The 25,769-nt window shown below is 58.8% G+C and carries 24 protein-coding genes; 13 read left to right on the top strand and 11 right to left on the bottom strand.

All coding sequences use genetic code 11. The annotated features are described in order from the left end of the window. The first annotated feature begins 2 nt into the window (after positions 1-2). Both QRN31_RS00255 and QRN31_RS00250 read left to right on the top strand, forming a co-directional pair. The gene (locus tag QRN31_RS00255) at positions 3-320 is read left to right on the top strand and encodes a hypothetical protein (RefSeq protein ID WP_285429433.1); all 318 of its coding nucleotides are present in this window, start codon (positions 3-5) and stop codon (positions 318-320) included. A 564-nt stretch (positions 321-884) separates the two neighbouring features. Next, positions 885-1,244, top strand: a complete 360-nt coding sequence (locus QRN31_RS00250; RefSeq protein ID WP_285429432.1) for a DUF6124 family protein — start codon at positions 885-887, stop codon at positions 1,242-1,244. Positions 1,245-1,268: 24 nt separating this feature from the next. Here the strand turns inward: QRN31_RS00250 and QRN31_RS00245 are convergent, their stop codons facing one another. Then, positions 1,269-1,715 carry a hypothetical protein gene (locus tag QRN31_RS00245; RefSeq protein ID WP_285429466.1) on the bottom strand — a complete coding sequence of 149 codons (447 nt, stop codon included), beginning with the start codon at positions 1,713-1,715 and terminating at the stop codon, positions 1,269-1,271. On the opposite strand from QRN31_RS00245, the gene QRN31_RS00240 reads away from it, so the two are divergent. From QRN31_RS00240 to QRN31_RS00230, 3 genes are all read left to right on the top strand, one after another. Then, the gene (locus QRN31_RS00240) at positions 1,663-2,715 is read left to right on the top strand and encodes a LacI family DNA-binding transcriptional regulator (protein ID WP_285429431.1); all 1,053 of its coding nucleotides are present in this window, start codon (positions 1,663-1,665) and stop codon (positions 2,713-2,715) included. The genes QRN31_RS00245 and QRN31_RS00240 overlap by 53 nt on opposite strands. 253 nt (positions 2,716-2,968) lie before the next feature. After that, positions 2,969-4,285: an MFS transporter gene (locus QRN31_RS00235; RefSeq protein WP_285429464.1), complete on the top strand. Its 1,317-nt coding sequence runs from the start codon at positions 2,969-2,971 to the stop codon at positions 4,283-4,285. A 37-nt stretch (positions 4,286-4,322) separates the two neighbouring features. Continuing rightward, on the top strand, positions 4,323-5,483 hold the full coding sequence (locus tag QRN31_RS00230) for an L-talarate/galactarate dehydratase (RefSeq protein WP_285429430.1): 1,161 nt from the start codon (positions 4,323-4,325) through the stop codon (positions 5,481-5,483). Positions 5,484-5,752: 269 nt separating this feature from the next. Here the strand turns inward: QRN31_RS00230 and QRN31_RS00225 are convergent, their stop codons facing one another. The 9 genes from QRN31_RS00225 to QRN31_RS00185 form a co-directional block, all read right to left on the bottom strand. Next, positions 5,753-6,088: a hypothetical protein gene (locus QRN31_RS00225; protein WP_285429429.1), complete on the bottom strand. Its 336-nt coding sequence runs from the start codon at positions 6,086-6,088 to the stop codon at positions 5,753-5,755. A 168-nt stretch (positions 6,089-6,256) separates the two neighbouring features. Further along, complete coding sequence (locus QRN31_RS00220; RefSeq protein ID WP_285429428.1) at positions 6,257-7,075, bottom strand: helix-turn-helix transcriptional regulator; 819 nt, start codon at positions 7,073-7,075, stop codon at positions 6,257-6,259. Positions 7,076-7,078: 3 nt separating this feature from the next. Further along, on the bottom strand, positions 7,079-7,618 hold the full coding sequence (locus QRN31_RS00215) for a kinase inhibitor (RefSeq protein ID WP_285429427.1): 540 nt from the start codon (positions 7,616-7,618) through the stop codon (positions 7,079-7,081). A gap of 298 nt (positions 7,619-7,916) precedes the next feature. Beyond that, positions 7,917-9,464: an amino acid permease gene (locus QRN31_RS00210; RefSeq protein ID WP_285429426.1), complete on the bottom strand. Its 1,548-nt coding sequence runs from the start codon at positions 9,462-9,464 to the stop codon at positions 7,917-7,919. 113 nt (positions 9,465-9,577) lie between these two features. Next, the gene (locus QRN31_RS00205; protein WP_285429425.1) at positions 9,578-10,738 is read right to left on the bottom strand and encodes an iron-containing alcohol dehydrogenase; all 1,161 of its coding nucleotides are present in this window, start codon (positions 10,736-10,738) and stop codon (positions 9,578-9,580) included. 3 nt (positions 10,739-10,741) lie between these two features. Continuing rightward, positions 10,742-12,133 carry an aldehyde dehydrogenase family protein gene (locus QRN31_RS00200; RefSeq protein WP_285429424.1) on the bottom strand — a complete coding sequence of 464 codons (1,392 nt, stop codon included), beginning with the start codon at positions 12,131-12,133 and terminating at the stop codon, positions 10,742-10,744. 7 nt (positions 12,134-12,140) lie between these two features. Beyond that, the gene (locus tag QRN31_RS00195; RefSeq protein ID WP_285429423.1) at positions 12,141-13,514 is read right to left on the bottom strand and encodes a glutamine synthetase family protein; all 1,374 of its coding nucleotides are present in this window, start codon (positions 13,512-13,514) and stop codon (positions 12,141-12,143) included. A 168-nt stretch (positions 13,515-13,682) separates the two neighbouring features. Then, positions 13,683-14,189: a G/U mismatch-specific DNA glycosylase gene (mug, locus tag QRN31_RS00190; protein ID WP_285429422.1), complete on the bottom strand. Its 507-nt coding sequence runs from the start codon at positions 14,187-14,189 to the stop codon at positions 13,683-13,685. Positions 14,190-14,191: 2 nt separating this feature from the next. Beyond that, on the bottom strand, positions 14,192-14,824 hold the full coding sequence (locus tag QRN31_RS00185; protein WP_285429421.1) for a TetR/AcrR family transcriptional regulator: 633 nt from the start codon (positions 14,822-14,824) through the stop codon (positions 14,192-14,194). Between the two features lie 252 nt (positions 14,825-15,076). Here QRN31_RS00185 and QRN31_RS00180 point away from each other — a divergent pair, with 252 nt between their 5' ends. The 5 genes from QRN31_RS00180 to QRN31_RS00160 all read left to right on the top strand — a co-directional run bounded on the left by QRN31_RS00180 (position 15,077) and on the right by QRN31_RS00160 (position 21,172). Beyond that, a complete protein-coding gene (locus tag QRN31_RS00180; RefSeq protein WP_285429420.1) occupies positions 15,077-16,213 on the top strand; it encodes an HlyD family secretion protein in 1,137 nt (378 codons plus the stop codon). Beyond that, positions 16,213-17,685, top strand: coding sequence for a DHA2 family efflux MFS transporter permease subunit (locus tag QRN31_RS00175; protein ID WP_285429419.1), 1,473 nt, complete (start codon positions 16,213-16,215; stop codon positions 17,683-17,685). The genes QRN31_RS00180 and QRN31_RS00175 overlap by 1 nt, the downstream gene beginning before the upstream one ends. 19 nt (positions 17,686-17,704) lie before the next feature. Next, on the top strand, positions 17,705-19,195 hold the full coding sequence (locus QRN31_RS00170) for an efflux transporter outer membrane subunit (RefSeq protein WP_285429418.1): 1,491 nt from the start codon (positions 17,705-17,707) through the stop codon (positions 19,193-19,195). Positions 19,196-19,220: 25 nt separating this feature from the next. Further along, complete coding sequence (locus QRN31_RS00165) at positions 19,221-20,168, top strand: aldo/keto reductase (RefSeq protein ID WP_285429417.1); 948 nt, start codon at positions 19,221-19,223, stop codon at positions 20,166-20,168. A gap of 65 nt (positions 20,169-20,233) precedes the next feature. Continuing rightward, positions 20,234-21,172: a LysR family transcriptional regulator gene (locus QRN31_RS00160; protein WP_285429416.1), complete on the top strand. Its 939-nt coding sequence runs from the start codon at positions 20,234-20,236 to the stop codon at positions 21,170-21,172. Positions 21,173-21,225: 53 nt separating this feature from the next. On the opposite strand, the gene QRN31_RS00155 is transcribed toward QRN31_RS00160, so the two are convergent. Then, positions 21,226-21,498, bottom strand: a complete 273-nt coding sequence (locus QRN31_RS00155; RefSeq protein WP_285429415.1) for a DUF2790 domain-containing protein — start codon at positions 21,496-21,498, stop codon at positions 21,226-21,228. Positions 21,499-21,733: 235 nt separating this feature from the next. Between QRN31_RS00155 and QRN31_RS00150 the strand changes: the two genes are divergently transcribed. The 3 genes from QRN31_RS00150 to QRN31_RS00140 all read left to right on the top strand — a co-directional run bounded on the left by QRN31_RS00150 (position 21,734) and on the right by QRN31_RS00140 (position 25,759). Continuing rightward, positions 21,734-22,738 carry a helix-turn-helix transcriptional regulator gene (locus QRN31_RS00150; protein ID WP_285429414.1) on the top strand — a complete coding sequence of 335 codons (1,005 nt, stop codon included), beginning with the start codon at positions 21,734-21,736 and terminating at the stop codon, positions 22,736-22,738. Between the two features lie 281 nt (positions 22,739-23,019). Further along, on the top strand, positions 23,020-24,882 hold the full coding sequence (locus QRN31_RS00145) for an amidohydrolase (RefSeq protein WP_285429413.1): 1,863 nt from the start codon (positions 23,020-23,022) through the stop codon (positions 24,880-24,882). Between the two features lie 223 nt (positions 24,883-25,105). Next, positions 25,106-25,759, top strand: coding sequence for a peroxiredoxin (locus tag QRN31_RS00140; RefSeq protein ID WP_285429412.1), 654 nt, complete (start codon positions 25,106-25,108; stop codon positions 25,757-25,759). Positions 25,760-25,769 lie beyond the last annotated feature (10 nt).

Below are 25,769 nucleotides of genomic sequence, written 5' to 3'. Positions count from 1 at the left end.
GCATGATTGGATGGGCAAGTAGTATCGAAGTAATGTCTGATATTTGTGGTGCTGCGAGTGGTTTCATTCTGCTAGCACCGACTTATCGAATTTTAATTCATCGTCGGGTGCTATATAACTTACAAAAAGTGATGCTTGCAAAATTTTCAAATTTCGGCACGCCGATGGATGCTGATTTGAAGGCTCAGCTAGAAGCTATAAAAGCTTCTGTGGATGAATATAATCCAAAAGACACCACTTTAGTTATGTGGGGGATTTGGTTGGTTATTATCTCATTTGTTCTCAAAATTATTTATCATGCTTTGACTAAGTTTCTTTGAATGCATTGAGAAATTTTTGTCCTGGCATACTCATAAAGATTTGTTCATGCCAATCGTCACTGACTGCTTTTGGCCGATAGCCAGCTAATTCAAGAGACCAAGTCGCCATACACCCGCGTCGGTCACCCTTATAAATACGTCAGTGGTTCGGTGGAAGCTTTTAAAGCATTCGCCTTCTGTAGGAAGCGCACATCGGCTGTTTTCAACAGATTCTGAGAGCGCATGTTTAAACGCCCTCAAGGTTACGTCCTGAAAGCTACAAAACCTTGCGCCGTTGCCTACGGCTGCACCAGAATCCGCTGGCTTGTGCGCTTTTGGGTCGCTCGGTAACTTGATTCGTGTCACTGCTCATCAGTGATCGGGTTTAGCAGCCCGGGGTTATAAGCAAGCTGCACAAGCTGTTGTCAGTCAGGTATTCCCATGCTTGCACTTGATGGTGGTTGTGCGCAGGGCGTCTTCGGGCGCGCCGGCTTTGCTAGCTTCCCCGGTCTGCTAACCTGCGTACAGCTGCCTCCCTCACGTTTAGCAGCAAGAGGGTTGGCACTCAATTAGAGAAGCAAGCGCATGTTCAAAGTAACGCCAAACCCACCAGACACCGACCCAACCTCCCCATACGAACCCGATTCAAAGAAATTCCACGAAGCCGCCGAACGCGCCCTCGACTTCCACTTCCCATCAAACGCCGACATCAAAGCCACACCGCGAATCCGCAGCACGCTGTTTTCCGTTGACCCAGAGGCCACTGCCGAAACCCTGGCGGTTTTTCTGGTCGAGACGCTGGCGTCGGTCGATGTGATGGTCCATCAGTTGGTGGATCATTTGGAGGGTGAGTCGCGTTATGCCTTGTTGGGCATTTCAAACAGCATCATGGTGGCGGAGATCACCGCAAACCGGGTGCTGGACAGGATTGAACCACCTGCGTAATCGCTGTCCCTCGCCACAGGTTTCTTATCCTTCGATCTGTCTGTTTTCATAAAATAGGGGCGCTCGGCGCCCCGTTTTTTTTGGTGCAAGTCTCAGCTTCCTGCGCGCCTGTTTAGCGTCTCTTTCTCTGCGACAAGGGTGTAGGCCGGCTAATGGGCGTCTCCTTTTCTGCATGGTGAACCGCATTCCAGATGTCATCGCTGCTGCGCCCGGGATCAGGCTGATCTCGCAGCTTGGTCCACTGCGACCATCGCTGACGTAAATGCCCTCGCGGCTTTCAAACTGAGCGGCTACCGATCCATCCGAGTGTGCGGGATCATGTATCGTGAATGTTGTGTGGGTCTTTGGTAAATTCGGCTGACATACAGACTGCTTGGCACGCAGCTTCAGATACTGAGCTTTAAATTCGGAAATCTTCATGGCAAAGAAATCAATAGCATCCTCCACCGACACATCGGTGACAGCAGCCAAGAAGGGTTCCAGCCTGACCTTGATCGATGTTGCCAAGGTGGCGGGTGTTTCGCCGATGACCGTTTCCCGGGCATTGCATCGACCGGAATTGGTTACCGAGGACACTCGCGAAAAAGTTCGTGAAGCCGTGCGTAAGACTGGGTATGTACCGAACATGCTGGCCGGGGGATTGGCGAGCAATAAAAGCCGTTTGGTCGCGATTTTCCTGCCGACTATCGCGAACTCGATTTTCGCAGACACCGTGCAATCACTGATGGACCGCCTGACCCAAGCGGGCTACCAAACACTGCTGGGTCTTACAGGCTACTCCGCCGAGCAGGAAGAAAACCTGCTTGAAGCGGTTCTTGGTCGGCGTCCGGACGGGATTGTTTTGACTGGCACACTTCACACCGAATCAAGTCGGCTGCGCCTTGCTCAGGCGGGTATCCCGGTCGTTGAGGCGTGGGACTTGAGCGAGGCGCCCCTGGATATGTTGGTCGGTTTCTCTCATGAAAAAGTGGGGGAGGAGACCGCACGGCATTTGTTGAAAAAGGGCTATAAGCGTTTCTCGGTGGTGACGATCAGTGATCCTCGCGGGCTGCGCCGTTGCAACAGCCTTATCGCGGAGTTGAAGCGCCACGGCATCGAAGAGGTGCCCATGGAAGTGCTGGCGCCGCCAGCCACGCTCGAAGTCGGCAGGGAAGGGCTGCGACGGCTGTTGGAGCAACCCGTTCGACCCGACATCGTGGTGTGCAGCTCTGACACCGTGGCACAAGGCGTTTTGGCAGAAGCCGCCAGCCGAGGGATGAATGTGCCCTCTGACCTCGCCGTCATGGGGTTCGGGGATTTGAGCAGCGCGGCACAAGTTTATCCATCGTTGTCGACCGTCAGCGTCGATGGCAAAAACATTGGCCTGCAAGTGGCTCAGGCACTGCTCGAACGCTTTGAACAACCCGATGCCAGTCATCATCCTGTGCGAATCGACACAGGTTTCACCCTCATCGACCGCGCCAGTACCTGACCCGAAAAATCTCTTTTACCGACAAACGCATGGTTGAATGATTGCGCAATCAGTGTAGTATCCGCTCAAAGGCTCTATCGACGGGGCCTTTTTTAGCAACCCGTATGATTGCGCAATCATTGCCCGATCAATCCGCTATCAGGAGCTGTAAGGGCCACAAGGATTCATTGCTGTACTCACAATAAGGAAAATAATAGTGATCAACCCTACGCAAGCGGTAGCGAAGACAAACGTCCGCTATCTGATCCTCGTGATGATTTTCATCGTCACCGTTTTCAACTACGTTGACCGGGCAACGCTGTCCATTGCGGCCCCCAGCATGCGCACAGATCTTGGCTTCGATGCCATGACCATGGGCATCGCCTTCTCGGCTTTTGGCTGGGCTTACACCTCAATGCAGCTTCCTGGCGGCATCATCCTCGACCGATTTGGTTCTCGAGTCGTTCTCGGGATGAGCCTCATCATCTGGTCGGTTTTTACCTTCCTGCAAGGCTACGTCGACCTGTTCAGTTCGGCCTTTCTCGCGCTGTTTGTGTTGCGCTTCATGATGGGTGTTGCTGAAGCACCTGCGTTCCCCGCCAATAACCGTTTGACCGTTATGTGGTTCCCGCGCCACGAACGTGGTTTGGCCACGGCGGTGTTCCAGTCCGCTCAGTATTTTGCACTCGCTGCCTTCACGCCCTTGATGGTCTGGCTGGTCAGCACCTGGGGTTGGCAGCACGTGTTTTGGGTCACAGGTGGCGCCGGTATCCTGATTGGTTTTATGTGGTTCCGAATGGTTCAGGAGCCACGCAAAGACAAGCGTGCCAATCAGGCCGAGATCGACTACATCGAAGCGGGAGGTGGCCTGCCAACCATCGGTGACGTGAAAACGCCGTTCAGTTGGAAGCGCATGAAGGCCATCGGCGGCAACCGGATGATGGCGGGTATCTATCTTGGGCAGTTTTGCCTGACGTCGATCACCTGGTTTTTCCTGACCTGGTTTCCGACTTACCTGATCGAAGCCAAAGGCATGACCATGCTGAAGGTTGGTCTGGTCGCCGCCATTCCACCTATCGCCGGGTGCCTGGGTGGCATGATCGGCGGCGTGTGGTCGGATTGGATGCTACGCAAAGGCTTCAGCCTCACCGCAGCGCGCAAGACCCCTATCATCTGTGGCTTGTTGCTCTCCAGTAGCATCATGGTCGCCAACTACACCCAGTCGATCACCTTGGTCATTCTGGTGATGTCCGTCGCCTTCTTTGCCAAAGGCGTGGGCAACCTGGGCTGGTGCATCGTCGGTGACGTGTCCCCGGCGCGGGCCATGGGCGTCAGCGGCGCCATGTTCAACTTCTGCGGCAACCTCGCCAGCATTGTGACGCCTATCGCCATCGGCGTGATGATCAACCAGTTGGGATCCTTCGATGTCGCGCTGATGTATGTCGCGGGCATGGGATTGCTCGGCGCGTTTTCCTACCTGTTTATCGTCGGGCCACTCAAGCGCCTGCAACTTGATGATTTCGAAGATCTACCGGTCAACCCTGCCGAAGGCGTTGCGGTGAATCCCCAGTTTTCGAATCCACGTACCTGATCTCTTTCAAGACCTCATCACTGTTAAGGAGAGCAACATGCTCGCACAACAAGAAGCTATCAAATCCTCCGACGATGATCGCATTGCCTGGGTTCGGGTCTCTTCGGTAATTCTGCCTCTGGCCAATCCGATCAGCGATGCCAAGGTGCTGACCGGACGGCAAAAGCCGATGACCGAGATCGCCATCCTGTTCGCGGAAATCGAAACCATCGATGGTCACCGTGGCCTTGGTTTCAGCTACTCCAAGCGTGCAGGCGGGCCGGGTCAATTCGCCCACGCAAAGGAAATCGCTCCGGCGCTGATCGGGGAAAACCCGAGTGACATTTCCAAGCTTTGGACCAAGCTGTGCTGGGCCGGCGCGTCCGTAGGCCGCAGTGGCATGTCGACTCAGGCCATCGGCGCCTTCGACGTGGCGCTGTGGGATTTGAAAGCCAAGCGCGCCAACTTGTCACTGGCCCGATTGCTCGGTGCTCAACGCGATTCGGTACGCTGCTACAACACCTCGGGTGGTTTCCTTCACACGCCGCTTGATCAGTTGATGAAGAACACCGACCTGTCCCGGGAGAAGGGCATTGGTGGTATCAAACTTAAAGTCGGGCAGCCGGATTGTGCCATCGATATTGAGCGTGTCAGCACGGTGCGCAAGCACTTGGGGGACAACTTCCCTCTGATGGTTGATGCGAACCAGCAATGGGATCGCCCGACTGCCCAGCGCATGTGCCGCCAGTTCGAAGAGTACAACCTGATCTGGATTGAAGAACCGCTGGACTGCTATGACGCCGAGGGCCACGCCGCGTTGGCGCAACAATTCGATACGCCGATAGCCACGGGTGAAATGCTCACCAGCGTTGCCGAGCACGCCGAGTTCATCAAGCTGCGCGGCGCTGACTTCCTGATGCCCGATGCACCACGAGTAGGCGGTATCACCCCTTACCTGAAGGTCGCAGCAATGGCCGAGCAAGCGGGACTGATGCTGGCTCCGCACTTTGCCATGGAGTTGCACGTTCACTTGGCGGCGGCGTACCCGACCGAACCGTGGGTCGAACACTTCGAATGGCTTGAGCCGCTCTTCAACGAACGCCTGGAAACCCGCGACGGCCGCATGCTGGTCCCCACACGTCCCGGTTTGGGGCTGACACTCAGCGAGCAAGTCAAACCGTGGACAGCGCAAGAAGCTGAGGTGGGGACTCGTCCCTGAGAACGTTGGTCGCCCGGTGTAATGCTGTTCACTTAAAAATGCGTTGCTGTTGATCGTTCCCATGCTCCGCGTGGGAATGCCGCCGGGGACGCTCTGCGTTCCGCTGTCGACACCCGGCTTGAGTCTTGCGCCAGGGTGACGCGGAGCGTCACGGGATGCATTCCCACTCAGAGCGTGGGAACGATCACGAACCGTGGACAGCGAAAGAAGCTGAGGTTGCCAAAGATAAAAAAAGCCCGCTCAATGGCGGGCTTCGTCAACGATTTTTCCTATGGCACACGGCCAAAACTCTTGCGCAATTCGTCCTCCAGTTTTCGACACGAATCAGCGATTACGCTTTTCCCTGCTGCCGGGCCGGAGTAGCTGTCTACTTCCTGACGGCATAGTTCGACGGCATCTTGGGCTTGTATTCTTCCCAGGTCTTCTGGTGTGTCTCTGACATAAAAACCGAAAGCCCAGTACAAGGTTGCGGCAATAATGATTGCGACGAAGACCTTGCTGACAGGGCCCATTCTCCTTTCCAACGGTAGTGGCCCCTGTGGCGCAATCCGTATTTTCTGCCTGAGGTCGGATTGGCAGTGCTTGCATAAAATGGCTTCCGCCATGATGACTTCCGCGCAATAGGGGCAACTCTTTTTTCCAGGCTCCACGGATGAAACTCCTTTTTCAAAACAAAAATTCTATCATTGGGCCTGAAGGGGGAGAGGGGTGTGTCTGTGTTCCATGAAGAAATCTTCTGGTTCAAAAAGGGGACCAGATGCGGAGAAAGGGAGTTAAATCGATGCCCGCAATTCACGTGGTGACAGGCCATAGTGTGAGCGAAAGCGCACAGCAAAACGTGAGGCCGAGGCGTAACCGCAGGCGCCGGCAATTTCACCGATCGGGCGAGAAGTTGTTTGTAACCGTTGTAATGCTGTCGACAGTCGAACGCTCTCCAGAATATTCCTGAAACTATTACCTTCTTTGGCCAGTTGGCGACGCAATGTCGACTCACCCAGGTTCATGTGTTGTGCGATGCTCGCAACCGTCCAGTCTCTCTCCGGGCTGGCCATTACTAGTTGCTGCACACGTTCACACAGTGGATCGTTGCGACTCATCAGCAGCGGGCCGATCTGGCCGCCAAGGCATAGGCTCAGCAGAACCGCTTCCCCATAATGTGTGCATAGCGCCTGCGGGGCGTTCGCGTTGATGGCGGCCAACAACTGCTCCCATGCCTGGGTTGTATGCCTGTCCAGGGGAACGCATAGGTCGGTCTTCAATACACCGCGACAGCTCATAATCTGCTGGCTATATCGGGTGCTGAAGTTACGCAATGTCGAGACGGGAAAGCTCACCGCATCGGCGATGTAGTGACCGTGAGGGCCGGGGAAGTTGGAGATACCAAGCTCGCGCCCGGCCGGCATCAAAATTAGATGATTTGGCCCTGCGCGCATTTCCCGGTCATCCCATTGCAACAGTTTTTCCCCCTGTCGTACTCGACACAAGGTGCTCACGAACACCGGCACCCGTGGCAATGTAAGGGGTCGTCGCGCCCGAATGACACATGCATCGATAATTTTTTCCCGGTGCTGTATGCCGTCACAAGGGCGCATCGCTTAACGTCCGTAAGTTGAAGTAATGGTCGCTTTGGCCAAGGCGTTGGCGTTGAGCATATAACCCACCAAGGCTCCACTCGCCTGGTTGTCGAGCGGTAGCTTATCGACTTTCAATGCCCATACGGTGAATTGATAGCGATGGGGTTTATCTCCTACAGGTGGGCAAACTCCACCGAATCCCGGCTGACCATAATCGGTTCGCCCTTGTACTGCACCGACAGGCAGGTTCGCCCCCACTCCTCTTGGCAAGCTATTGGTGGAAGTTGGCAGGTTAACCACCGTCCAGTGCCACCAACCGCTACCGGTTGGTGCATCGGGATCGTAAACGGTGATTGCGTAGCTTTTGGTACCTGCGGGGGCGTTGATCCAGGAAAGCTCAGGAGAAGTGTTGCCACCTTCGCAACCGAAGCCCTGAAACACTTCGCGACTGGTCAGCGGGCGATTGTCAGCAATATCCCGGCTGGTCAGTGAGAAATCGGCAGCGTATCCACTGAATGTAACGGCCATGGAAAGTGCAGGCAGGATTAATTTGATATTCATCGCGACTCCATCCGAGTCTTAAAGTGAAGCTCGAGTCTAGGTTGAGCAAAGAGTGGTTACTGTGCCGAAATGCTCGATAACAGTGCCGAAATGCTCACTCGGTAACTTGATCCGTGTCACTGCCCATCAGTGACATTTCAAACAGCATCATGGTCGCGGAAATCACCGCAAACCGCGTGCTGGACAGGATTGACCCACCTGCGTAACTGCTGTCCCTCGCCACAGGTTTCTTATCCTTCGATTTATCTGTCTTCATAAAATCGGGGCGCTCAGCGCCCCGTTTTTTATGGCGCCAGTATCAGTTTCCAGCGCGTCTGTTGAGCGCTTCTTCCTCCGCGACAATTTCGGCCTGGCGCCTGACGATCAAATCGCCCTTTGGCGGTCCCTGGAAGCGGCGGGCTTCGAAGCCGAACCAGACGATGGCGGTCAGCACCAGGAAGCCAATGGTGATGTACAGCGCCCATTCGTTGGGTGGCTGGATGCCGATGACGAAGATGATCACCATCGAGAGGACCGAGAGCAGGGCGAACACCGTGTACCAGAATCGCCCCATGTTCCACGGCCCCATGGTGGGCCACTTCGAGGTGCCGTAGGTGAACAGGCCGAGCACGATGGGGATGATGAAGGAGAAGAACAGGAAGATCACCGTGCAGGACACGACGATGGTGTAGACCGGCGTTTCACCGATCGATATCACCGACGATCCCCAGTCGAACAATACCGCGAGCGTGGCGCCGGTCCAGATCGCCGCCACCGGGCTGCGAAGGGTTGGCGAAACGGAGGAAAGTGCCTTGGAGAAGGGCAGGCCGCCGTCACGGGAGAACGCGAAGATCATGCGTGAGACCGAGGTGACGGTCGCCAGTCCGCAGAGCACTTGTGAAATGAAAATGGCCACGTACAGCGCCGTTTTTACGGTCGGGTTGACTTGGGTGTCCATCGCCCAGAAAAATACGGTCCAGCCGTGCTTGGCGGCCTCGTCCATGCTCGGCAGCATCAGGACAAACGAGCAGAGCATGAGCCAGCCGAACAGCAGCGACCAGACCACTGAAGTGACCATGCCGCGTGGCACCGACAAGGTCGCGTTGTGTGTCTCTTCCGAGGTGTGCGCGGAGGCGTCATAGCCGGTGATGGTGTAGATCGGCAACAGCAGGCCGAGCATGAACACCCAGCTGTTCGAGACCTGCGGCCAGACGTTGCCGCCTGCTTCGCCGGAATAGTTGCTGAAGGTCCATAACCGGGCGAACTCATAACTGGGCGCCGATATCAGGCAGACGATGGTCAGCGCGAGCGCGGTGGCGAAGATCAGATACCCCGAGAAGTCGGTGAGTTTGGCGGTCAGGCCAATCCCCAGGTGATTGCACAAGGCCTGGAGGCCCGTGAGGATCGCCAGGAAAATCACCCTTGTCGTGATGGTGTCTTCCATGCCCAATGCCGGTCCGAAGGCGCCGAAAAAGAAGTAATACGTCCCGACGTTGATCGCGCCAAGCACGGTGATCAGGCCCAACAGGTTGAACCAGGCCGTCAGCCAGCCGGTGAAGCGGTTACCGAGAATCGAGCCCCAGTGATAGAGGCCGCCAGCGGTGGGGTAGGCGGAGGAGATCTGCGCCATGGCCATGGCGAAGACCCCGGAGATCAGGCAACCGATCGGCCAGCCGATACCGATGGATGCGCCGCCCGCGCCCGAGGTGCCCTGGGCGAGTGAGTTGATGCCACCCGAGAGGATGCAGATGATCGAAAAGGAAATGGCAAAGTTGGAGAAAACGCCCATGCGTCGCGAGAGCTGCTGGGCATAGCCCATGCTGTGCAGCACCTTGACGTCATCATCGTGCGGGCTTGCTGGCTTCATGTCGTGTGCCCCTTCAGGTTTTGATACGCATCCATCCGGGGTCCCGGATGGCCTGGTCTTCAACCCCTTGTCGTACTGCTCCTTTTTGCAACGCTGTCCGCGCGACAACGGCTCTAGAGACGGCCGTGATACGCCGCGTCAAAAATCTGTGCGGCACCGGCCCGTGTCAATGGCAGCGGGTTGCCACTGGCAGACGGATCGACAATCGCCATGTCTGCGATCAAATCGGCCTGCCGATCATCCACGCCCAGTTCTATCAACGTGTGCGGCACGCCGATGTCCTTGCGCAGCTTGAGGAGGAAGGCCAGGAAGCTGTCGAAGCCGGGCGAGGGCAATCGCAAGTAAGCCGCCAGGCGCGTGATGCGTTCTTCGATGGCGGGACGATTGAACTGCAAGACATAGGGCATGAACGTGGCGTTGGTCATGCCGTGATGGGTGTCATACAGCGCGCCCACCGGATGCGAGAGGGCGTGCATCCCGCCCAGGCCTTTCTGGAAAGCGGTGGCGCCCATTGCCGCTGCGGCGAGCATTTGCGCACGTGCGTCAAGGTCGGACGGCGTATGCACCGCCCGCACCAAGGCACTGGCCACCAGGCGCATGCCTTCCACCGCGATGCCGTCGGCCATCGGGTGAAAACCGGGGGCGCAGTAGGATTCCAGGCAATGCGCCAACGCATCCATGCCTGTACCGGCGGTGACTTTTGCCGGCATGCCGACGGTCAGGGCCGGGTCGCTGATGACCACGCGCGGCATCATTTTCGGGTGAAAGATGATGCGTTTGGTGTGGGTTTGCTCGTCGATGATCACCGCCGCACGGCCCACTTCGGAACCGGTGCCCGCCGTCGTTGGCACGGCGATGACAGGGGCGATCCGGCTGTCGTCGGCGCGGGTCCAGTAGTCGCCGATGTCTTCGAAATCCCAGACCGGCCGGGTCTGGCCGCTCATGAAGGCGATGAGTTTGCCCATGTCCAGGCCGCTGCCTCCGCCGAACGCAACCACGCCATCGTGTTTGCCCGCGCGCCAGGCATCGAGCCCACCGGCCAGGTTGGCTTCGACGGGATTGGGCTTCAGGTCGCAAAACAGCGCGACACCCAGGCCGGCCGCGCGCAAGGCGTCGACCGCCGCGATGGTGATCGGGGCGCGCGCCAGGCCGCTGTCGGTGACCAGCAACGGTCGCTGGATACCCTGGCTGCGACAGACTTCGGCCAGTTCGGCGATGCGGCCGACGCCGAAACGAATGCTCGTGGGGTAGTTCCAGTTTCCGGTCAGGCTCATGGCTCAGGTCTCGTGGCGAAGATGGAAGGATTTCGCTCGGGTCAGGTGTTCGTAGCCCAGGGATGACAGCGTGACGCCGCGCCCGCTGTGCTTCACCCCGGTCCAGGCCAGGGCCGGGTCCAGGTAATCGCAGCGGTTCATGAACACGGTGCCGGTGTCGATCTGATCGCCCAGGCGTTCGGCTGCAGCGAGGTCTTGCGTCCAGAGGGACGCGCTGAGGCCGAATTCACTGTCGTTCATCAAGGCAATGGCTTCGTCGTCGCTGGCCACCGGCATGATGCCGACCACCGGACCAAAGCTTTCCTCGCGCATGACCGACATGTCATGGCTGACGTCGACCAATACCTGCGGCGCGAGGTAGGCGCTGCCCGGCGCATCAAGGGGGAAGGCTTTCGGATCGATCAGGGCCTTGGCGCCTTTTGCCAGCGCCTCGGCGATCTGGCCACGGACGAATTCTGCAGCGCCCGGGTTCACCAGCGGACCGAGGGTGGTGGCGTCATCCAGTGGATTGCCCAGCACGTATTGATTCGTCAGGGCGACGAATCGCTCGACAAAGGCCGGGTAGATTTTCTGATCAACATAGATGCGTTCAACGGCGCAGCAGCTTTGCCCGGAGTTGAAGAAGCTGCCGTCCACCAGGTTTTCTACCGCGTGTTCGACGTTGGCGTCTGCGCGAACGTAGGCCGGGTCTTTGCCGCCGAGTTCCAGGCCGATGCCGAGGAAGCGTCCCGTGGCGGCGGTTTCCATGGCCTTGCCGGCGGCGACCGAACCGGTGAAGTTCACTTGCTGCACGCGGCCAGAGGCAATCATCGACGCGGTCTGCTGATGATCGAGCAGCAAATTGTGGAACAGGCCTTCCGGCAGATTGGCGCGGCGAAACGCTTCGGCGAACCGTTCGCCCACCAGCAGCGTTTGCGAGGCGTGTTTGAGGATGACGCTGTTGCCGGCCATCAGCGCCGGAATGATCGTGTTCACCGCCGTCAGATAGGGGTAATTCCAGGGCGCGACAACCAACACCGTACCCAGCGGCTCACGTTTGATATAGCGGCGAAATCCCGCAATCGGCGTGGGCTCTATCGTTGCCAGGGCTTTGGGCGCAATGGCGATCATGTGCCGGGCGCGTTCTTCGAAGCCGCGCAGTTCTCCCGCGCCATAGCGCACCGGGCGGCCCATCTGCCAGGCCAGTTCCGGGACGATTTCGTCCTTCATGGCCAGCATCGCGTCCACCGCCGCACGGCAAAAAGCGGCGCGTTCGCTCAGTGGTCTGCGTTTCCATTGCACCTGGGCGGCTGCGGCAGCCGTCAGCGCCTGGTTGAGTTGCACTGCATCGGCACAGTGACGTTCGGCATAGACCCGGCCATCGACCGGTGAGATGAGTTGAATCATCGAAGTCATGATCGCCTCAATAGCGCTCAAAGCCGCGCTGCAATTCCCAGTCGGTGATGCGCCGGTCGTATTCCTTCTGCTCCCATTCGGCGGTGTGCACGTAGTGGTCGATCACTTCATCGCCGAACGCTTCGCGCAACATCGTCGAGCCCTTGAGCGCTGTGCAGGCTTCGCGCAAGGTCTTCGACACTTCAGGCAAGTGTTCGTCGACGTAGGCATCGCCTTCAAAGGGCTGCGCGAGGTTGAGCTTCTCGTCGATACCGGCCAGGCCCGCAGCGATCAACGCGGCGAAGGCCAGGTAAGGGTTGAGGTCGGCGCCACCGATGCGGCATTCAATGCGGATGGACTTGCTGCTTTCTGCGCACAGGCGAAAGCCTGCGGTGCGATTGTCGCGGCTCCACACCGCCCGCGTCGGCGCAAAGGTGCCGGCCTGGAAGCGCTTATAGGAATTGATGTACGGCGCGAGAAAACAGGTGATGTCGTTGGCGTATTTGAGCTGCCCGGCCACCCAGGCACGCATCAGTTTCGACATGCCGAACTCAGCCTTGGCGTCGAAGAACAGCGGCTTCTTGCCGTTCTTGTCCCACAGTGAATTGTGGATATGGCTGCTGGAACCGGCGGCGTCATAACGCCACTTGGCCATGAACGTGATCGCCTTGCCCTGCAGTTGCGCAATCTCCTTGCAGGCGTGTTTGATGATGACGTGGTGGTCGGCCATCGTCAGCGCATCGGCGTAGCGAATGTTGATCTCTTCCTGTCCCGGTCCCCATTCACCCTTGGAGTTTTCCACGGGGATGCCGCTGGCTTGCAGATGCTTGCGAATCGCCCGCAGCACCGGCTCTTCGCGGGTGGTCTGGAGGATGTTGTAATCCTCGATGTAGTGGCCGGCGGTTTTTGGCTTGTGGTAGTTGCGTTTGTGGATGGCCTCGTAGCTCTCGTCGAACAGGTAGAACTCAAGTTCCGAGGCGAACATGCCGGTGTAGCCGCGTTCGCGCAGACGCTCGATCTGCTTTTTCAGGATGGCCCTCGGGCTGTGGGGCAAGTCCTTTCGATGGTGATGATCAAGCACATCGCACAGCACCAGCGCCGTGCACTCGAGCCACGGCACCCGTCGTAACGTGGCCATGTCGGGCTTGAGCACGAAGTCGCCGTAGCCTTTGCTCCAACTGGCGGCGGCGTAGCCCGGCACGGGCTCCATGTCGATGTCGTCGGCCAGCAGGTAATTGCAGCAGTGGGTTTCTTCATGTCCGCTGTCGATGAAAAACTCGACCTGAAATCGCTTGCCGACCAACCGGCCCTGCATGTCGACCATGCACACCAGAACGGTATCGATTTCGCCAGAGGCAGCAGCGCGCTTGAGTTGCTCGAAAGTGAGGAAGGGCTCGGTCATCACGTAATCCTGCGTGAATAGGTTGGGCCTGTCTGAGATAGCTGTTGCAGACGCTCTCCAGAACAAACCAAAACCTGCAGACGCGAGCATCGTGAGCAATAAGCTGCTCTTAGCTTAGCCTACGTCCGCCGAACACAAGTTATGCGCGGTGGCCATTCGCAGACCGGGCTAATTCATCGCACAGCGGAGTTGGCGGTAGGCGTCCACCAGTTGATCCTGGGTGAACGCGAGATTTCGCCCACTCGGATTGGGCAGGACCCAGACCAAAGCGTTGCCAAAAGTTTGGGATTGCCGCCCCCAGTTGATTTGCCGCTGGCCGGACAGCGCGCAATAAGCCGCTTTGCCGAGAAACGCCACACAGCGCGGCGCGTAGCGTTCGATCTTGCGTTCGAAATCGGCCGCCGCTGCGGTGAATTCGTGCAACGACAGCTGATCCGCCCGCGCGGTCGGCCGCTCAACCACGGCCGTCAATCCACACTGATATTGCAAGATCGTCCGATCGTTTTCCGGGCGCACTTCCTCAGGTGTAAAACCGGCGAGGTGCAGCGTGCGCCAGAAGCGATTGCCTCTGCCGGCAAAGTGATGCCCTTGAGCGGCAGCGGTCAGGCCCGGATTGATGCCACAAAAAATCACCGTCAGCTGGCCAGCCAGAATGTCTTCAAGTCCTTCACTCACGATCAACCTCGCACACCGCAGATCACGCTGACCGCATTACGCGCCAGATCCGTCAGTTCTTCGCGGGATTTGCCCGCCCGTGCGCGGATAGAAATGCTGTGCAGCAGGGAGGAGGCGAGGACGGCGAGGGCGGCGGCGTCGACATCACTTTTCAGTTCGCCGGACTCGATGGCCGTTCGCAGGCGCGCTTCCAGGTCGGTGTCGAGCCTGCTGAGCCGGTCTGAAAGCACCTCGCGAATTTCCGGGTCCTCGACGGCTTCGGTGGTTGCCGTGCCGATCGCAAAGCAGCCGCGCGGTTGGCCGTCGCCCGAGAAATAGATCGACAGCTGCCCTTCGTAGAACCGCATCAATGCATCGCGTAGCGGCAGCTGGGTGTCGGTCAGCGCCTCGTGCATCGCCGCGGCGGCAAATTCCCAATATTGCTCAAGCGCTTTTATGTAAAGCGCGTGTTTGTCACCGAATGCCGCGTAGAGGCTGGGGCGATTCATCCCGGCTGCGGTGGCGATGCTGTCCAGCGAGGCGCCTGAATAGCCGGTGCTCCAGAACACACCAAGCGCTTGCTGCAGGGCGGTTTGCGGGTCATAGGCGCGAGGGCGGCCACGGCCTTTTCCCTCGGTAATCTTTTTTTGTGCCATGTTGTACAAAATCCTTGATGGAAGGTGGGTGTGGGGATATTCTTACACCATCGCACAAAATTAAGGAACCAGAAATTCCTTGGTTTACGGTTTGTTGAAGCGGAGCTCGAACTGAGTGTTGCGGCGACGAAACAGGTGCGGCGGAGCGATCCTCCCGTCCGTGCTCGGGCTTGATTCCTCACAGCAACTATTGATGTCCGGCCCGGCACAGCGTTGGCCGGCCTGATTTCCCGGTTAAAGGTGTATTCGATCATGACTAAACAGTTCGACATCCCGGCGTCACAGAGCTTCGAGCACCCAGGCGTGAACCCTGGCCAGGCGCCCATCAAGAAACCGTTCAAACAGAAACTGCGACCGTGGCTGATGATCGGTTTGCCGGTGATCTTCGCCGCGCTGGGCTACGCCCGCTATCAGGCTGGCGCCGCTTTCATTTCTACGGATAACGCTTACGCCCGAGTGGCGAAAGCGTCGATCAATGCGCGCATTTCCGGGCAAGTCGTGGAAATCGCGGTCGAGGACAATCAGCGGGTGCACAAAGGCCAGGTGCTGTTCCGGATCGATCCGAAACCGCTGCAGATCGCCGTTGATCGCGCCGAAGCACAGTTGAACGTGGCACGTCTGCGCATCGACGGGCTCAAAGCCAGTTACCGCCAGCAGCAGGCTGAGTTGCAGTCGGCCAAAGAGTCGGCCGATTTCGATCAGCGCGAATTTGCCCGCAAGAAAGCGCTGGTCGCGACTGAGTTCGTCTCGCGCGCCATTTACGAGCGTGCCGACACCGACCTCAAAGTGGCCCGGCAACGGATCGCGTCTGTCGAACAACAGATCGCCAGCACCGTGGTTGCCCTGAACGGCAATCCGACGATTGAAGTCGACACCCATCCGACGGTTCGCGAAGCCAAGGCGCAACTCGACGAGGCGCAGCTCTATCTTTCGTACGCAACCGTGTATGCGCCGGACGACGGCACGGTAGCCAAGGTCGATGACTTGCAGGTGGGCAACTACGTCAACAGCGGCGCGCCAGCCTTTGCGCTGCTGTCTGATCGCGAGATCTGGGTCGAGGCCAATTTCCGCGAAACCGACGTCACCCATATGCGCCCAGGCCAGGAAGCGACCGTCAGCATCGACACTTACCCTGATCACATTTTCAAAGCCCACGTGACCAGCATGAGCCCGGGTGCCGGCTCCGACTTCGCCTTGCTGCCACCGGAAAATGCGACCGGCAACTGGGTCAAGGTGGTCCAGCGTGTCCCGGTACGGCTCGAACTCGATGAAACCGATCCCGCCTTGCCGCTGTTCTCGGGCACCAGCGCCACGGTCAAGGTCGATACCGGCTTTCGCACGCCTTGGTGGCATCCGCTCAAGGCACTGTTGACCGCAGGTAACTTCTGATGAACGCCAACCATGCCGGACCTCAAGGTGCGGGAACGTTAAGGTTCGCCACGCTGCTTGCCACTTATATGCAGTCGGCGAGCCTGCCACTTCCCAACGCCGTACTCAGGTTGATTCAGGGCAGTCTGTCGATGACCGACGACCAGGCGGGGTGGGTCTTCACCTCGTACCTGGCGGCGAGCGCCATCACTATGCCGATTGCGCAATGGCTCGCCGGACGCTATGGCCTCAAGCGAATGTATCAAACCGCGCTGGCCTTTTTCGTCCTGGGCCTGCTGCTCGCCACGCAGGCCACAACGCCGCTGGAGTTCATCGGCGCGCGGATTATCCAGGGCCTGGCGAGTGGCGTGCTGGCGCCGCTGTCGATGGCGATTGCCATGGAGACGTTGGCACTGGAAAAACGGGCAAAATTTGGCGCGACCTGGACCGCCATCGTGCTGTTCGGCATCGTCAGCGGCCCGAGCATCGGCGGCCTGATTGGCGAGCATTTCGGGTGGCGCCCGATCTTCTACATCAGCGTTCCGTTGTCGGCGTTTATCGGCTTGGTGATCGCGCTGTTGCTGGCTGAGAAAAAGGCTGAGAAGCGTCCGTCGTTTGACTTCTTTGGCTTTGGCAGCTTCACGCTGGGTTTGATCAGCCTGCAAATGCTGCTCGACCGTGGCGAACGCCTGGACTGGTTCGCCTCGACCGAGATCTGGCTGGAGGCCATCGGCTGTGCCCTGGGGCTCTACCTGTTCGCGGTGCATGTGTTGACCACGAAGGTGCATTTCCTCAACAAGCGCTTGTTCCAGGACCGCAACTTCGTGCTGTCGACGACGATCTTCTTCGCCGTGGGGTTTGTACTGTTGTCGACCATGGCCCTGACGTCGCCGATGCTCGACGAGATTCTCGGTTATCCGCCGGACACCACCGGGTCCCTGACGATCCCGCGCGGCATCGGACTGGTCGGTGCGTTTCTGCTGATGGGGCGTGTCCCCGAGCGCTTTGACCGGCGGTTTTTCGTGGCGGTGGGCGTGGCGCTGGTGGTTTACGCCAACTGGCTGATGCTCGGTTACTCGCCGCTGATGGACTGGTCGCCGGTGGCAGTGGCGGGGGCGATCCAGGGCATCGGCATCGGCATGTTGATGCCGTCGCTGACGAAAGTCGCGTTCAGCACGCTCGATCCAGCGTTACGCCCGGAAGGCACCGGCATTTTCAATCTGTTCCGGGTCTACGGCAGCACGTTGGGCGTGGCGATTGTGCAGCTGTTTTTCTTCAACAACACGCAAGCGATGCACCTGGCGCTGGCCAGCAACCTGACACCGTATCGCCCGGCGCCGACGTCCCTGCAAGCATTGGCGGGGCTCAACGAAATGATCACAGGGCAAGCGGCGTTCATCGCGGTGATCGATCAATTCAAGATTTTGATGGTGGCGATGCTGGTGGTGAGTCCACTGGTTGTCTTTCTTCGCAAGCCGGTTTCGGCCCAATAGTTTTCGTGGAGTTTGCCCAATGAAATCCTCTGCACGCTTGATCAACAGACAGACCTTCAGAACCACGTTCGGCGCGATGGCGGCCCTTGCATTCCTGACCGCCTGCACCGTCGGCCCTGACTATCAAATGCAACCGCCGAGCGAGTCGCAGCACTACGATCAACAGGCCGAGCAGCGCCTAGGTCCGCGTGGCAATACGCCGGGTGAACAGCACATCGCCCTCGGCCAGAAGGTCAACGGCAACTGGTGGACGGCGTTCCAGTCGCCGAAGCTCGACAAGGTTGTACGCCGCGCCATCGAAGGCAATCTCGAGCTGGTGGCTGCGGATGCAACCATCCGGCAAGCATCGTCTTCGGTGGCCGCGGCGCAAGGTGCGCTGTACCCGCAAGTCGATTTTGGCGGCCAGGCGGGCCGCCAACGGGTGCATAACGCGAAGGAGCCCACCACCACTAATTTCTATGCGATCGGTCCACGGGTTGGCTTCGACCTCGATGTGTTCGGCGGCAACAAACGCCTGGTCGAACAGCAAGAAGCGTTTACCGATCTGCAGAAGCATCGCTACGAAGCGGCCTATTTGACCTTGACGGGCAACGTCGCGAGCCAGGCGTTGCTGGTCGCGTCGGCCAACGCGCAGATGGCGGCTGTCGAGAAGTTGCTGGCCAATGACACGAAAAACCTCGACCTGGTGCGTAGGGCACACGTCAGCGGCGCCACCACGCAGATCGACGTTTCGCTGGCCGAAACCCGACTCGCCCAGGACCGCACGCTGTTGCCGCCGCTCGCTCAGCAGCGCGATGCCGCCCGCCACGCGCTGTCGATTCTCACCGGCAAAGGCCCTGGCGACTGGATCGCGCCGGACTTCGATTTTGCCGAGTTCGTGTTGCCGGCCAACGTGCCCGTCAGCGTGCCTTCGGAAATGGCCCACGGTCGGCCGGACGTATTGCAAGCTGAAGCCGAATTGCACATGGCCAGCGCGGCAGTGGGCGTTGCGACCGCCAATCTCTATCCGCATGTCACGCTGTCGGCGTCGCTGGTACAGGCCGCTTCGGGCAATGGCGGCGCGGCGCTCTGGGGCTTTGCGGCCGGGATCGCGGGGCCGCTCTTCGATGGCGGAACGCTCAAGGCAGAACGTCAGGCAGCCGTCGACGGCTACAAGGCGACGCTCGCCGGCTACCAGCAGACGGTCATTCAGTCGTTCGGCCAGGTCGCTGACTCGTTGCAGGCCATCAACCATGACGCCGAGGAAAACCTGGCGCAGGCAGACGCGTTACGCGCGGCCGAAAGCAGTTTTCAGTTGAACCAGCAAGCCTACGCACAGGGCGAGAACAGCATTCTCCAGGTGTTGGAAGCGGAGCGCGCTTATGAACAGGCACTGCTGGGTCAAATCAAAGTGAAAACCGCGCAATACCTCGACACGGTGCAGCTCTATGTAGCGCTCGGCGGCAATTCCGTCGGTGCGTTCGAGCAACGCGTTGCCAGTCGCGATGAACCGAAGCCTTCGTATCAATAACCCCGGACTTTTTGGAGTAAGAGAGATGTACGAATCATTTTACGATGATCTGCGCGACACCCAATTCCCGTTGAACAACGGCTCCAGTGCAATGCCGGCCGTAGGCTTCGGCACCCTGTTTCGCGACCTCAGCGTCACCACGCAAGCGGTCAAGGCCGCGCTGGAGGCCGGCTTTCGTCATTTCGATTGCGCCGAGCGCTATCGCAATGAAGAACAGATCGGCGTTGCGTTCAAGGAAGTCCTCGATGAAGGAAAGATCCGCCGCGAAGACCTGTTCATCACCACCAAACTGTGGAACACCAACCACCGTCCCGAGCGTGTCCTGCCGGCGTTCGAGGCCAGTTGCCGGCGTCTTCAGGTCGATTACATCGACTGCTACCTGATTCATACGCCCTTTGCCTTTCAACCCGGCGACAACCAGGACCCGAGGGATGAAGAGGGGCACGTGATCTATGACAACGGCGTCACGCTGATCGAGACCTGGAGGGCGCTGGAACGTCTGGTGGACGAAGGCCGCTGCGGGGCCATCGGCTTGTCGGACATCACGCTTGAAAAACTGCGGGAAATTGTCGCCGTGGCGCGGATAAAGCCAGCGGTGGTGCAGGTTGAATCCCACCCTTATCTGCCTGAATGGGAGTTGCTGGAATACTGCAAGCAACACGGGATTATCGTCCTGGCGTTCGCGCCACTGGGGCACGGCATGGTGCCCAACGTGCTGGAAGAACCGGTGATTACCCAGATTGCCAAGCGTGTGCAGAAGACCCCGGCTCAAGTGGCATTGGCCTGGTCTGTACAGCGAGGAGTCGCTTTTCTGACCACGTCTGCTACACCGAGTCATATTCAGGAAAACTTTGATATTTCGACGTTGCCACAACGGGCCATGGCTGAAATCCAGCAGGACATTACGACAAGGATCCGCTTCAACTCGGTGGTGGAAACCGGTGTGCCTGGATTTATTCCCCGCAAGAAATAGCCCATGACACAGGGGCGGCCCGCCACAGGCCCGCCCCGTTTCTCTATTTTCCCGAGGTGAAAACGATGGACGTTTTCCAGACCATGCGCTTTTTCGTTGCGGTGGCCCAAAGTGGCAGTTTTACGGCAGCGGCTGATGTGTTGGACACCACCACGACGAACGTTTCCAAAGCGGTCTCCAGCCTGGAAGCCAGGCTGCAGACACGGTTGATCAACCGCACCACCCGGCGCCTGGCATTGACTGAAGCAGGCCTGCGTTATTTGCAGCGCTGCGAGAAGATTCTGGAAGAGATACGTGATGCGGAGCAGGAGGCGGGCACGGCGCACACCCTGCCTGTGGGGCGGCTGAAAATCCACGCGATGGCAGCGGTGGGCAATCACTATGTGATCGATGCGATTGCCAAATACAGAGAGACGCACCCTTCGGTGATGTTTGATCTGACGCTGACCAATCGACTGCCGGATCTGCTGGAGGAGGGCTATGACATGTCGATTGTGTTGGCCCGTGACTTGCCCGATTCAGGGTTTGTCGCGCAGCGGCTCGGCATTACGTACAGCATTCTTTGCGCGTCGCCGGGGTACTTGAGGAAACGCGGATACCCCGATTCACCGCAGGCGTTGGCCGCCCATGACTGTTTAAAAATCGTCAACACGGTGATGCCGGTTGAAAGCTGGGTACTGGAAGGGCCCGAAGGTGTGGAGACGGTGAACGTGTCGTCATCTCCGTTCCACATCAACACCGCCGATGGCATGACGGTGGCGATTGCCAATGGCATGGGCATCGGTATTCAGCCGATTGCTTCTGCGGTCGATGGCTTGAGAGCGGGCACGTTGATGCGCGTGTTGCCCGAGCACCATCTGGAAGAACTGAATCTGTATGCGATCTACCCGTCACGAAAATTCGTCGATGCAAAAATAAAGACCTGGGTGGAGTTTCTTAAGCATTCCATCCCGGACGTGTTGGCCAGCGACGAAAAAATCGTCGGTTCGGCGAAAAAAAAGTAACTTCACGAACAGCGCAGGCATGGAGTGTCGACCCTCCATCATCCTGACTGTTTTCAACCATTTGAACATCCGGTGCCCATCACTTGGTACTGAAGGATGTGACGTTGACCTTGAGAGTCTTCGTAAGTCATTTGCGCCGCAACCGGTGCGCATTCGTTGGGAATGTCTGAGATCGCGATGATTTTCTTGATGTCCAGCGACGTGCCATAAACGTAGCTTTCAACCGGTGTTTTGTCGGCTCCGGTCGTTGAGTGGCCGCTGTCTGCAAAGGCCTGTGTGCCTAAACCGCCCAGCGCCAGGAACAGCGCTACTTTGAGGATTTTCATTTGATTCTCCGTTTCGTCTTGGGTTGACCCGACGGGCCAGTGGCGCCTTGCGTCATCGGTGTACCGGGTTAGTGACAATGCTAGGTGTTCAGCCCTTCCTCAAACAGCGTCCAGCTGGACAAACACTGTTGCCGGATTGCGTATGAATAGGAGGCTTGAAAAATGCCAATGGCGCTGCGATGGCCCCTATGGCATCGTCGGAAAAATACGTCGTACAGCGAACAGGATCGGCACGATGGAGGAGGGAGAAGAGGTCGGCACCCAGGCGTCGATGGCCACGCTCAAAGCGTTCAATCTGTGTGTGCTGCACTTGGGGCGGCTGGCGCGAGATCGAGGCTCATCGCAGTTCATCGCAGACGGACTGCAAGCGTTTCGCGAACTGGTGCCGTTCGCTTCGGCGTGGTGGGGCGAGATGTCCGCCTCAGAGGCCGATGCTCCCCCCAGGAGCTGGATGCACGGGCGTATCAACCTGCCGGCATCGTTTGCCGCCGAATGGCATAAAAGTGCAGGCAGCGACAAATTCTCCCATGACACCTTGAGTCAGCCCGGCGCGGTCGTGCGCGACAGCGGCTTCACCGACCCGGATGCAGGGGTGGACGCGTTCGCGCGGCGCCACGACCTCTACCACCCGATGTGCATTACCTTCGAGTTGCCTGAAAGCGGCTTGATGTTCTTCGTCTGTCTTTACCGTGGCGTGGCTGCTCCAGCGTTCAACGACAGCGAGGCCGGTTTGTTTGCGGCTTTCTGCGACCACCTGTTGCAGCTGTGGCGGTTTCAGGTGCAGGACATGATTCGCATCGACACCGGCAACGGCGCGACTGACTTTGGCGTTGCGCGTATGGACGGCAGCTTGTTGTACGTGGGCGCCAGTCTATGCGCTGCCATTCAGCGTGAGTTGCCGGGGTGGAGCGGTTCGATGTTGCCGGCGCAGGTGATCGCACAGCTGCACAAAGCGCCCTGCGTGATGCGCCTGGGCCGTTGCACGCTGACGCTCAGTCCCAACGCCGAGCACGTCATCCTGTCGCTCGAAGCACAGTCGCGCGGGGCGGTGCTGGCGCCACGGGAGCGCACAGCAGCGATGCTGTTCGCGGCGGGACATTCCTACAAAGAGATTGCCAGGATGCTTGCCTTGAGCCCTGCGACGGTGCGCACCTACCTGCGCAATTGCTACTTGCAGCTTGGCGTGAAGAGCAAGGTGGAACTGGGTTCTGTCCTGCGCGATGCCACGCGCCGCGATTAATTGCGTAGATCTCGCCAGTTGAAATGCAAATCCCCTGTGGGAGCTAGCCTGCTCGCGATTAGGGCGTGTCAGTCGACATCAATCTTGCCTGATACACCGCCATCGCGGGCAAGCCCGGTCCCACGGAGTTGTTGATGTTGCTGGGCTATTTGCCTTACCCCTCCTCATTTGCAGAGGTCCATCCAGAGGCCGCGATCTATAGGGTATGCCCTGCATATCAGGGGCTTGCGCGGCAGTCTGTCCGGGCCACTTCGAAAACGATAAGAACAGGGGTGAGGCAGTTGAAAATTTCCAGGCGGTTTATCGCGATTGCGACGACTACGGCAGTGTCCTGCGTGGCACTGGTGGGGTGTCAGACACCGGGCTCGGCGCCCGCTGACAGGGTGATGCGCAACGGTTATGTCTATACCGTCGATGGCCAGAATTCAGTGCAGCAGGCGATTGCCGTGAAGGGTGGGAAGATCGTCTATGTCGGCAGCGACGAAGGGGTTACCTCGTACATCGGCCAACACACTCAGCTGATCGATCTGGCGGGGCGCATGCTGATGCCCGGCTTCATCGACGCGCATATGCACCCGGGGGACGGCGGCCGCGCCATGACCTTGTGCGACCTGAAATACCAGACAATGACGCGCAAGGCGTTTCAGGAAACCATCCAGGCGTGCCTGGATGCCGACAAGGACAAGGGCCCCGATGTCTGGCTTGAAGTCGGCAGCTGGGATCGCATGGGCATGGACGGACTCGACGGCGATCCGGACAAGTCGACACTGGATGCGCTGAAGACCAAACGTCCGATTCAGGTGCGCTCCACCGACTTCCATACCGTGCTGACCAACTCCCGAGGCCTGGAAATGGCCGGCATCAACAAGCACACGGCCAATCCGAGCGATGGCAAATACGTGCGCGATAATGCCGGCAACCCCAACGGCATCTGCGAGGACGGTGCGGCCGATGCCATGGCCGCTGTAGTGCCGCCTGCCACCGATGCAGAAAAACTCACGCAGACCCGCGCGGCGCTCGACGCGATGCGCCAGCAAGGCATCACCAGTTTCTTCGACGCCTTGTCCGGGCCGGAAAATGGCAAAGCCTTCACCCGCCTGCAACAGTCGGGCGAGCTGACTGCCCGGGCCTTGCTGGCGATCAAACTGGACCCGGCCGCCGCTGCGGCAGACCCGGCGAAAACCATTGCCGAGGCCAAGGCGTTGGCCACCACTTACGATCAGGGCCAAGCGCAACCGGCGCCGGGCGTCAGCATGCGTCACGTCAAATTGTTCATGGACGGCATCATCAATGCGCCGGCGGACACGGGGGCGATGTTGACGCCGTACCTGCGCAATGCCGGAACCGAGAAAGCGCCAAAGTGGACGCCCGGCAAGAACGTCGGTGAGCTGTATTTCCCCCCGCAAGTGCTCAAGCCGCTTCTGTTGCAAGCCGTGCAGGCCGGTCTCGATCCGCATCTGCACGCCACGGGCGACCGCGCAGTGCGTGAGTCACTGGATGGCATCGAATACGTGCGCCAGCAACTGCCGGGCAATGCTTTCCGCCCGACCATCACGCACAACGAATCCGTTGATCCGGCCGACTACCCACGCTTCAAGGCCCTCGACGTGACCGCCAACATGTCCTTCCAGTGGGCGCAACAGGCGCCGTCCACGGTCGATGGCACCAGCGATCACCTGGGGGCTCAGCGGTTTGCCCGAATGGAGCCGTCAGGCAGCATCGCCCTTGCCGGCGGCCGCGTGGCGTATGGCAGCGACTGGCCCGTCGACCCGCTCGACGAGTTTCTCGCGTTGAAGATTGGTGTCACTCGCTCGGGCGATCCGCTGAACCCGCACAGCTACGGTCCCCAGTACGCCGGCAGACTGAATGCCGATCCGGCACTGTCGCGCGCGGACGTGCTGCGCACCATCACGATCAACGCCGCCGAGCAACTGAACCTGGACGCTGTGGTCGGCTCGATTGAAGTGGGCAAGTTCGCCGACCTGATCGTTCTCGACAAGAACTTCATGCAGGTGCCCGAGGCAGAACTGGCCCGCAATGAAGTGCTGATGACGGTAGTCGGGGGCAAGGTCGTGTGGGCCAAGGCGCCATTCATGGGGCTTGATCGGCAACCGGCTCAAGTCGCAGTGACGGAACCACAATAAGCGCAACTGACTGCCCGAATGCCCGTCAGTAAAATGCAATCCCTGTGGGAGCAAGCCTGCTCGTGTAGCGGTTTACGGGCTGGCCCGCAATTCAGGGTTGGCGGTAACCGGCATGTCTTCGAGCGTCTCCTATACTGATCCGCGTTGATAGGTTCAACGCAGATCATGAAGGCCGTTAGAATAGCGACGGCTTCCCTAAGACCCAACAGTCAGGAGAACGATCATGACCATCCGTATTGGCGACGAAGCCCCGGACTTTACCGCTGAAAGCACCGAAGGCACCCTGCATTTCCACGAGTGGATCGGCGACAAATGGGCGATCCTGTTCTCGCATCCCAAGGACTTCACCCCGGTGTGCACCACTGAGCTCGGTTACATGGCAGGGCTCAAGCCGGAGTTCGATAAACGCAACACCAAGATCGTCGGGCTCAGCGTCGACCCGGTCAGTAATCATGCGAACTGGGCCAAGGACATCGAAGAGACCCAGGGACATGCGGTCAACTACCCGATGATCGGCGACGACAACCTGGTGGTGGCCAAGCTCTACGACATGATCCATCCCAATGCCAGTGGCGGCGCACGCACGGCCGTGGACAACGCCACGGTGCGTTCGGTGTTCATCATCGGGCCGGATAAAAAGGTCAAGGCGATGCTGATCTACCCGATGAGTGCCGGGCGCAACTTCGATGAAGTGCTGCGCTTGCTCGACGCGCTGCAATTGAATGCCAAACACACCGTCGCCACCCCGGTGAACTGGCGTCCGGGCGAGGACGTGATCATTCCGACGTCGGTGTCCGACGAAGACGCGAAGAAGAAATACCCGGACGGCTTCAAAACCGTGAAACCGTATTTGCGCACCGTGGCACAACCGAAATAACCCATTCGTA

Origin of the sequence: Pseudomonas sp. fls2-241-R2A-110, from assembly GCF_030209165.1 — a bacterium.
In the GTDB taxonomy this organism is placed as follows: domain Bacteria; phylum Pseudomonadota; class Gammaproteobacteria; order Pseudomonadales; family Pseudomonadaceae; genus Aquipseudomonas.
This window is presented reverse-complemented; position numbering and strand designations above follow the sequence as displayed.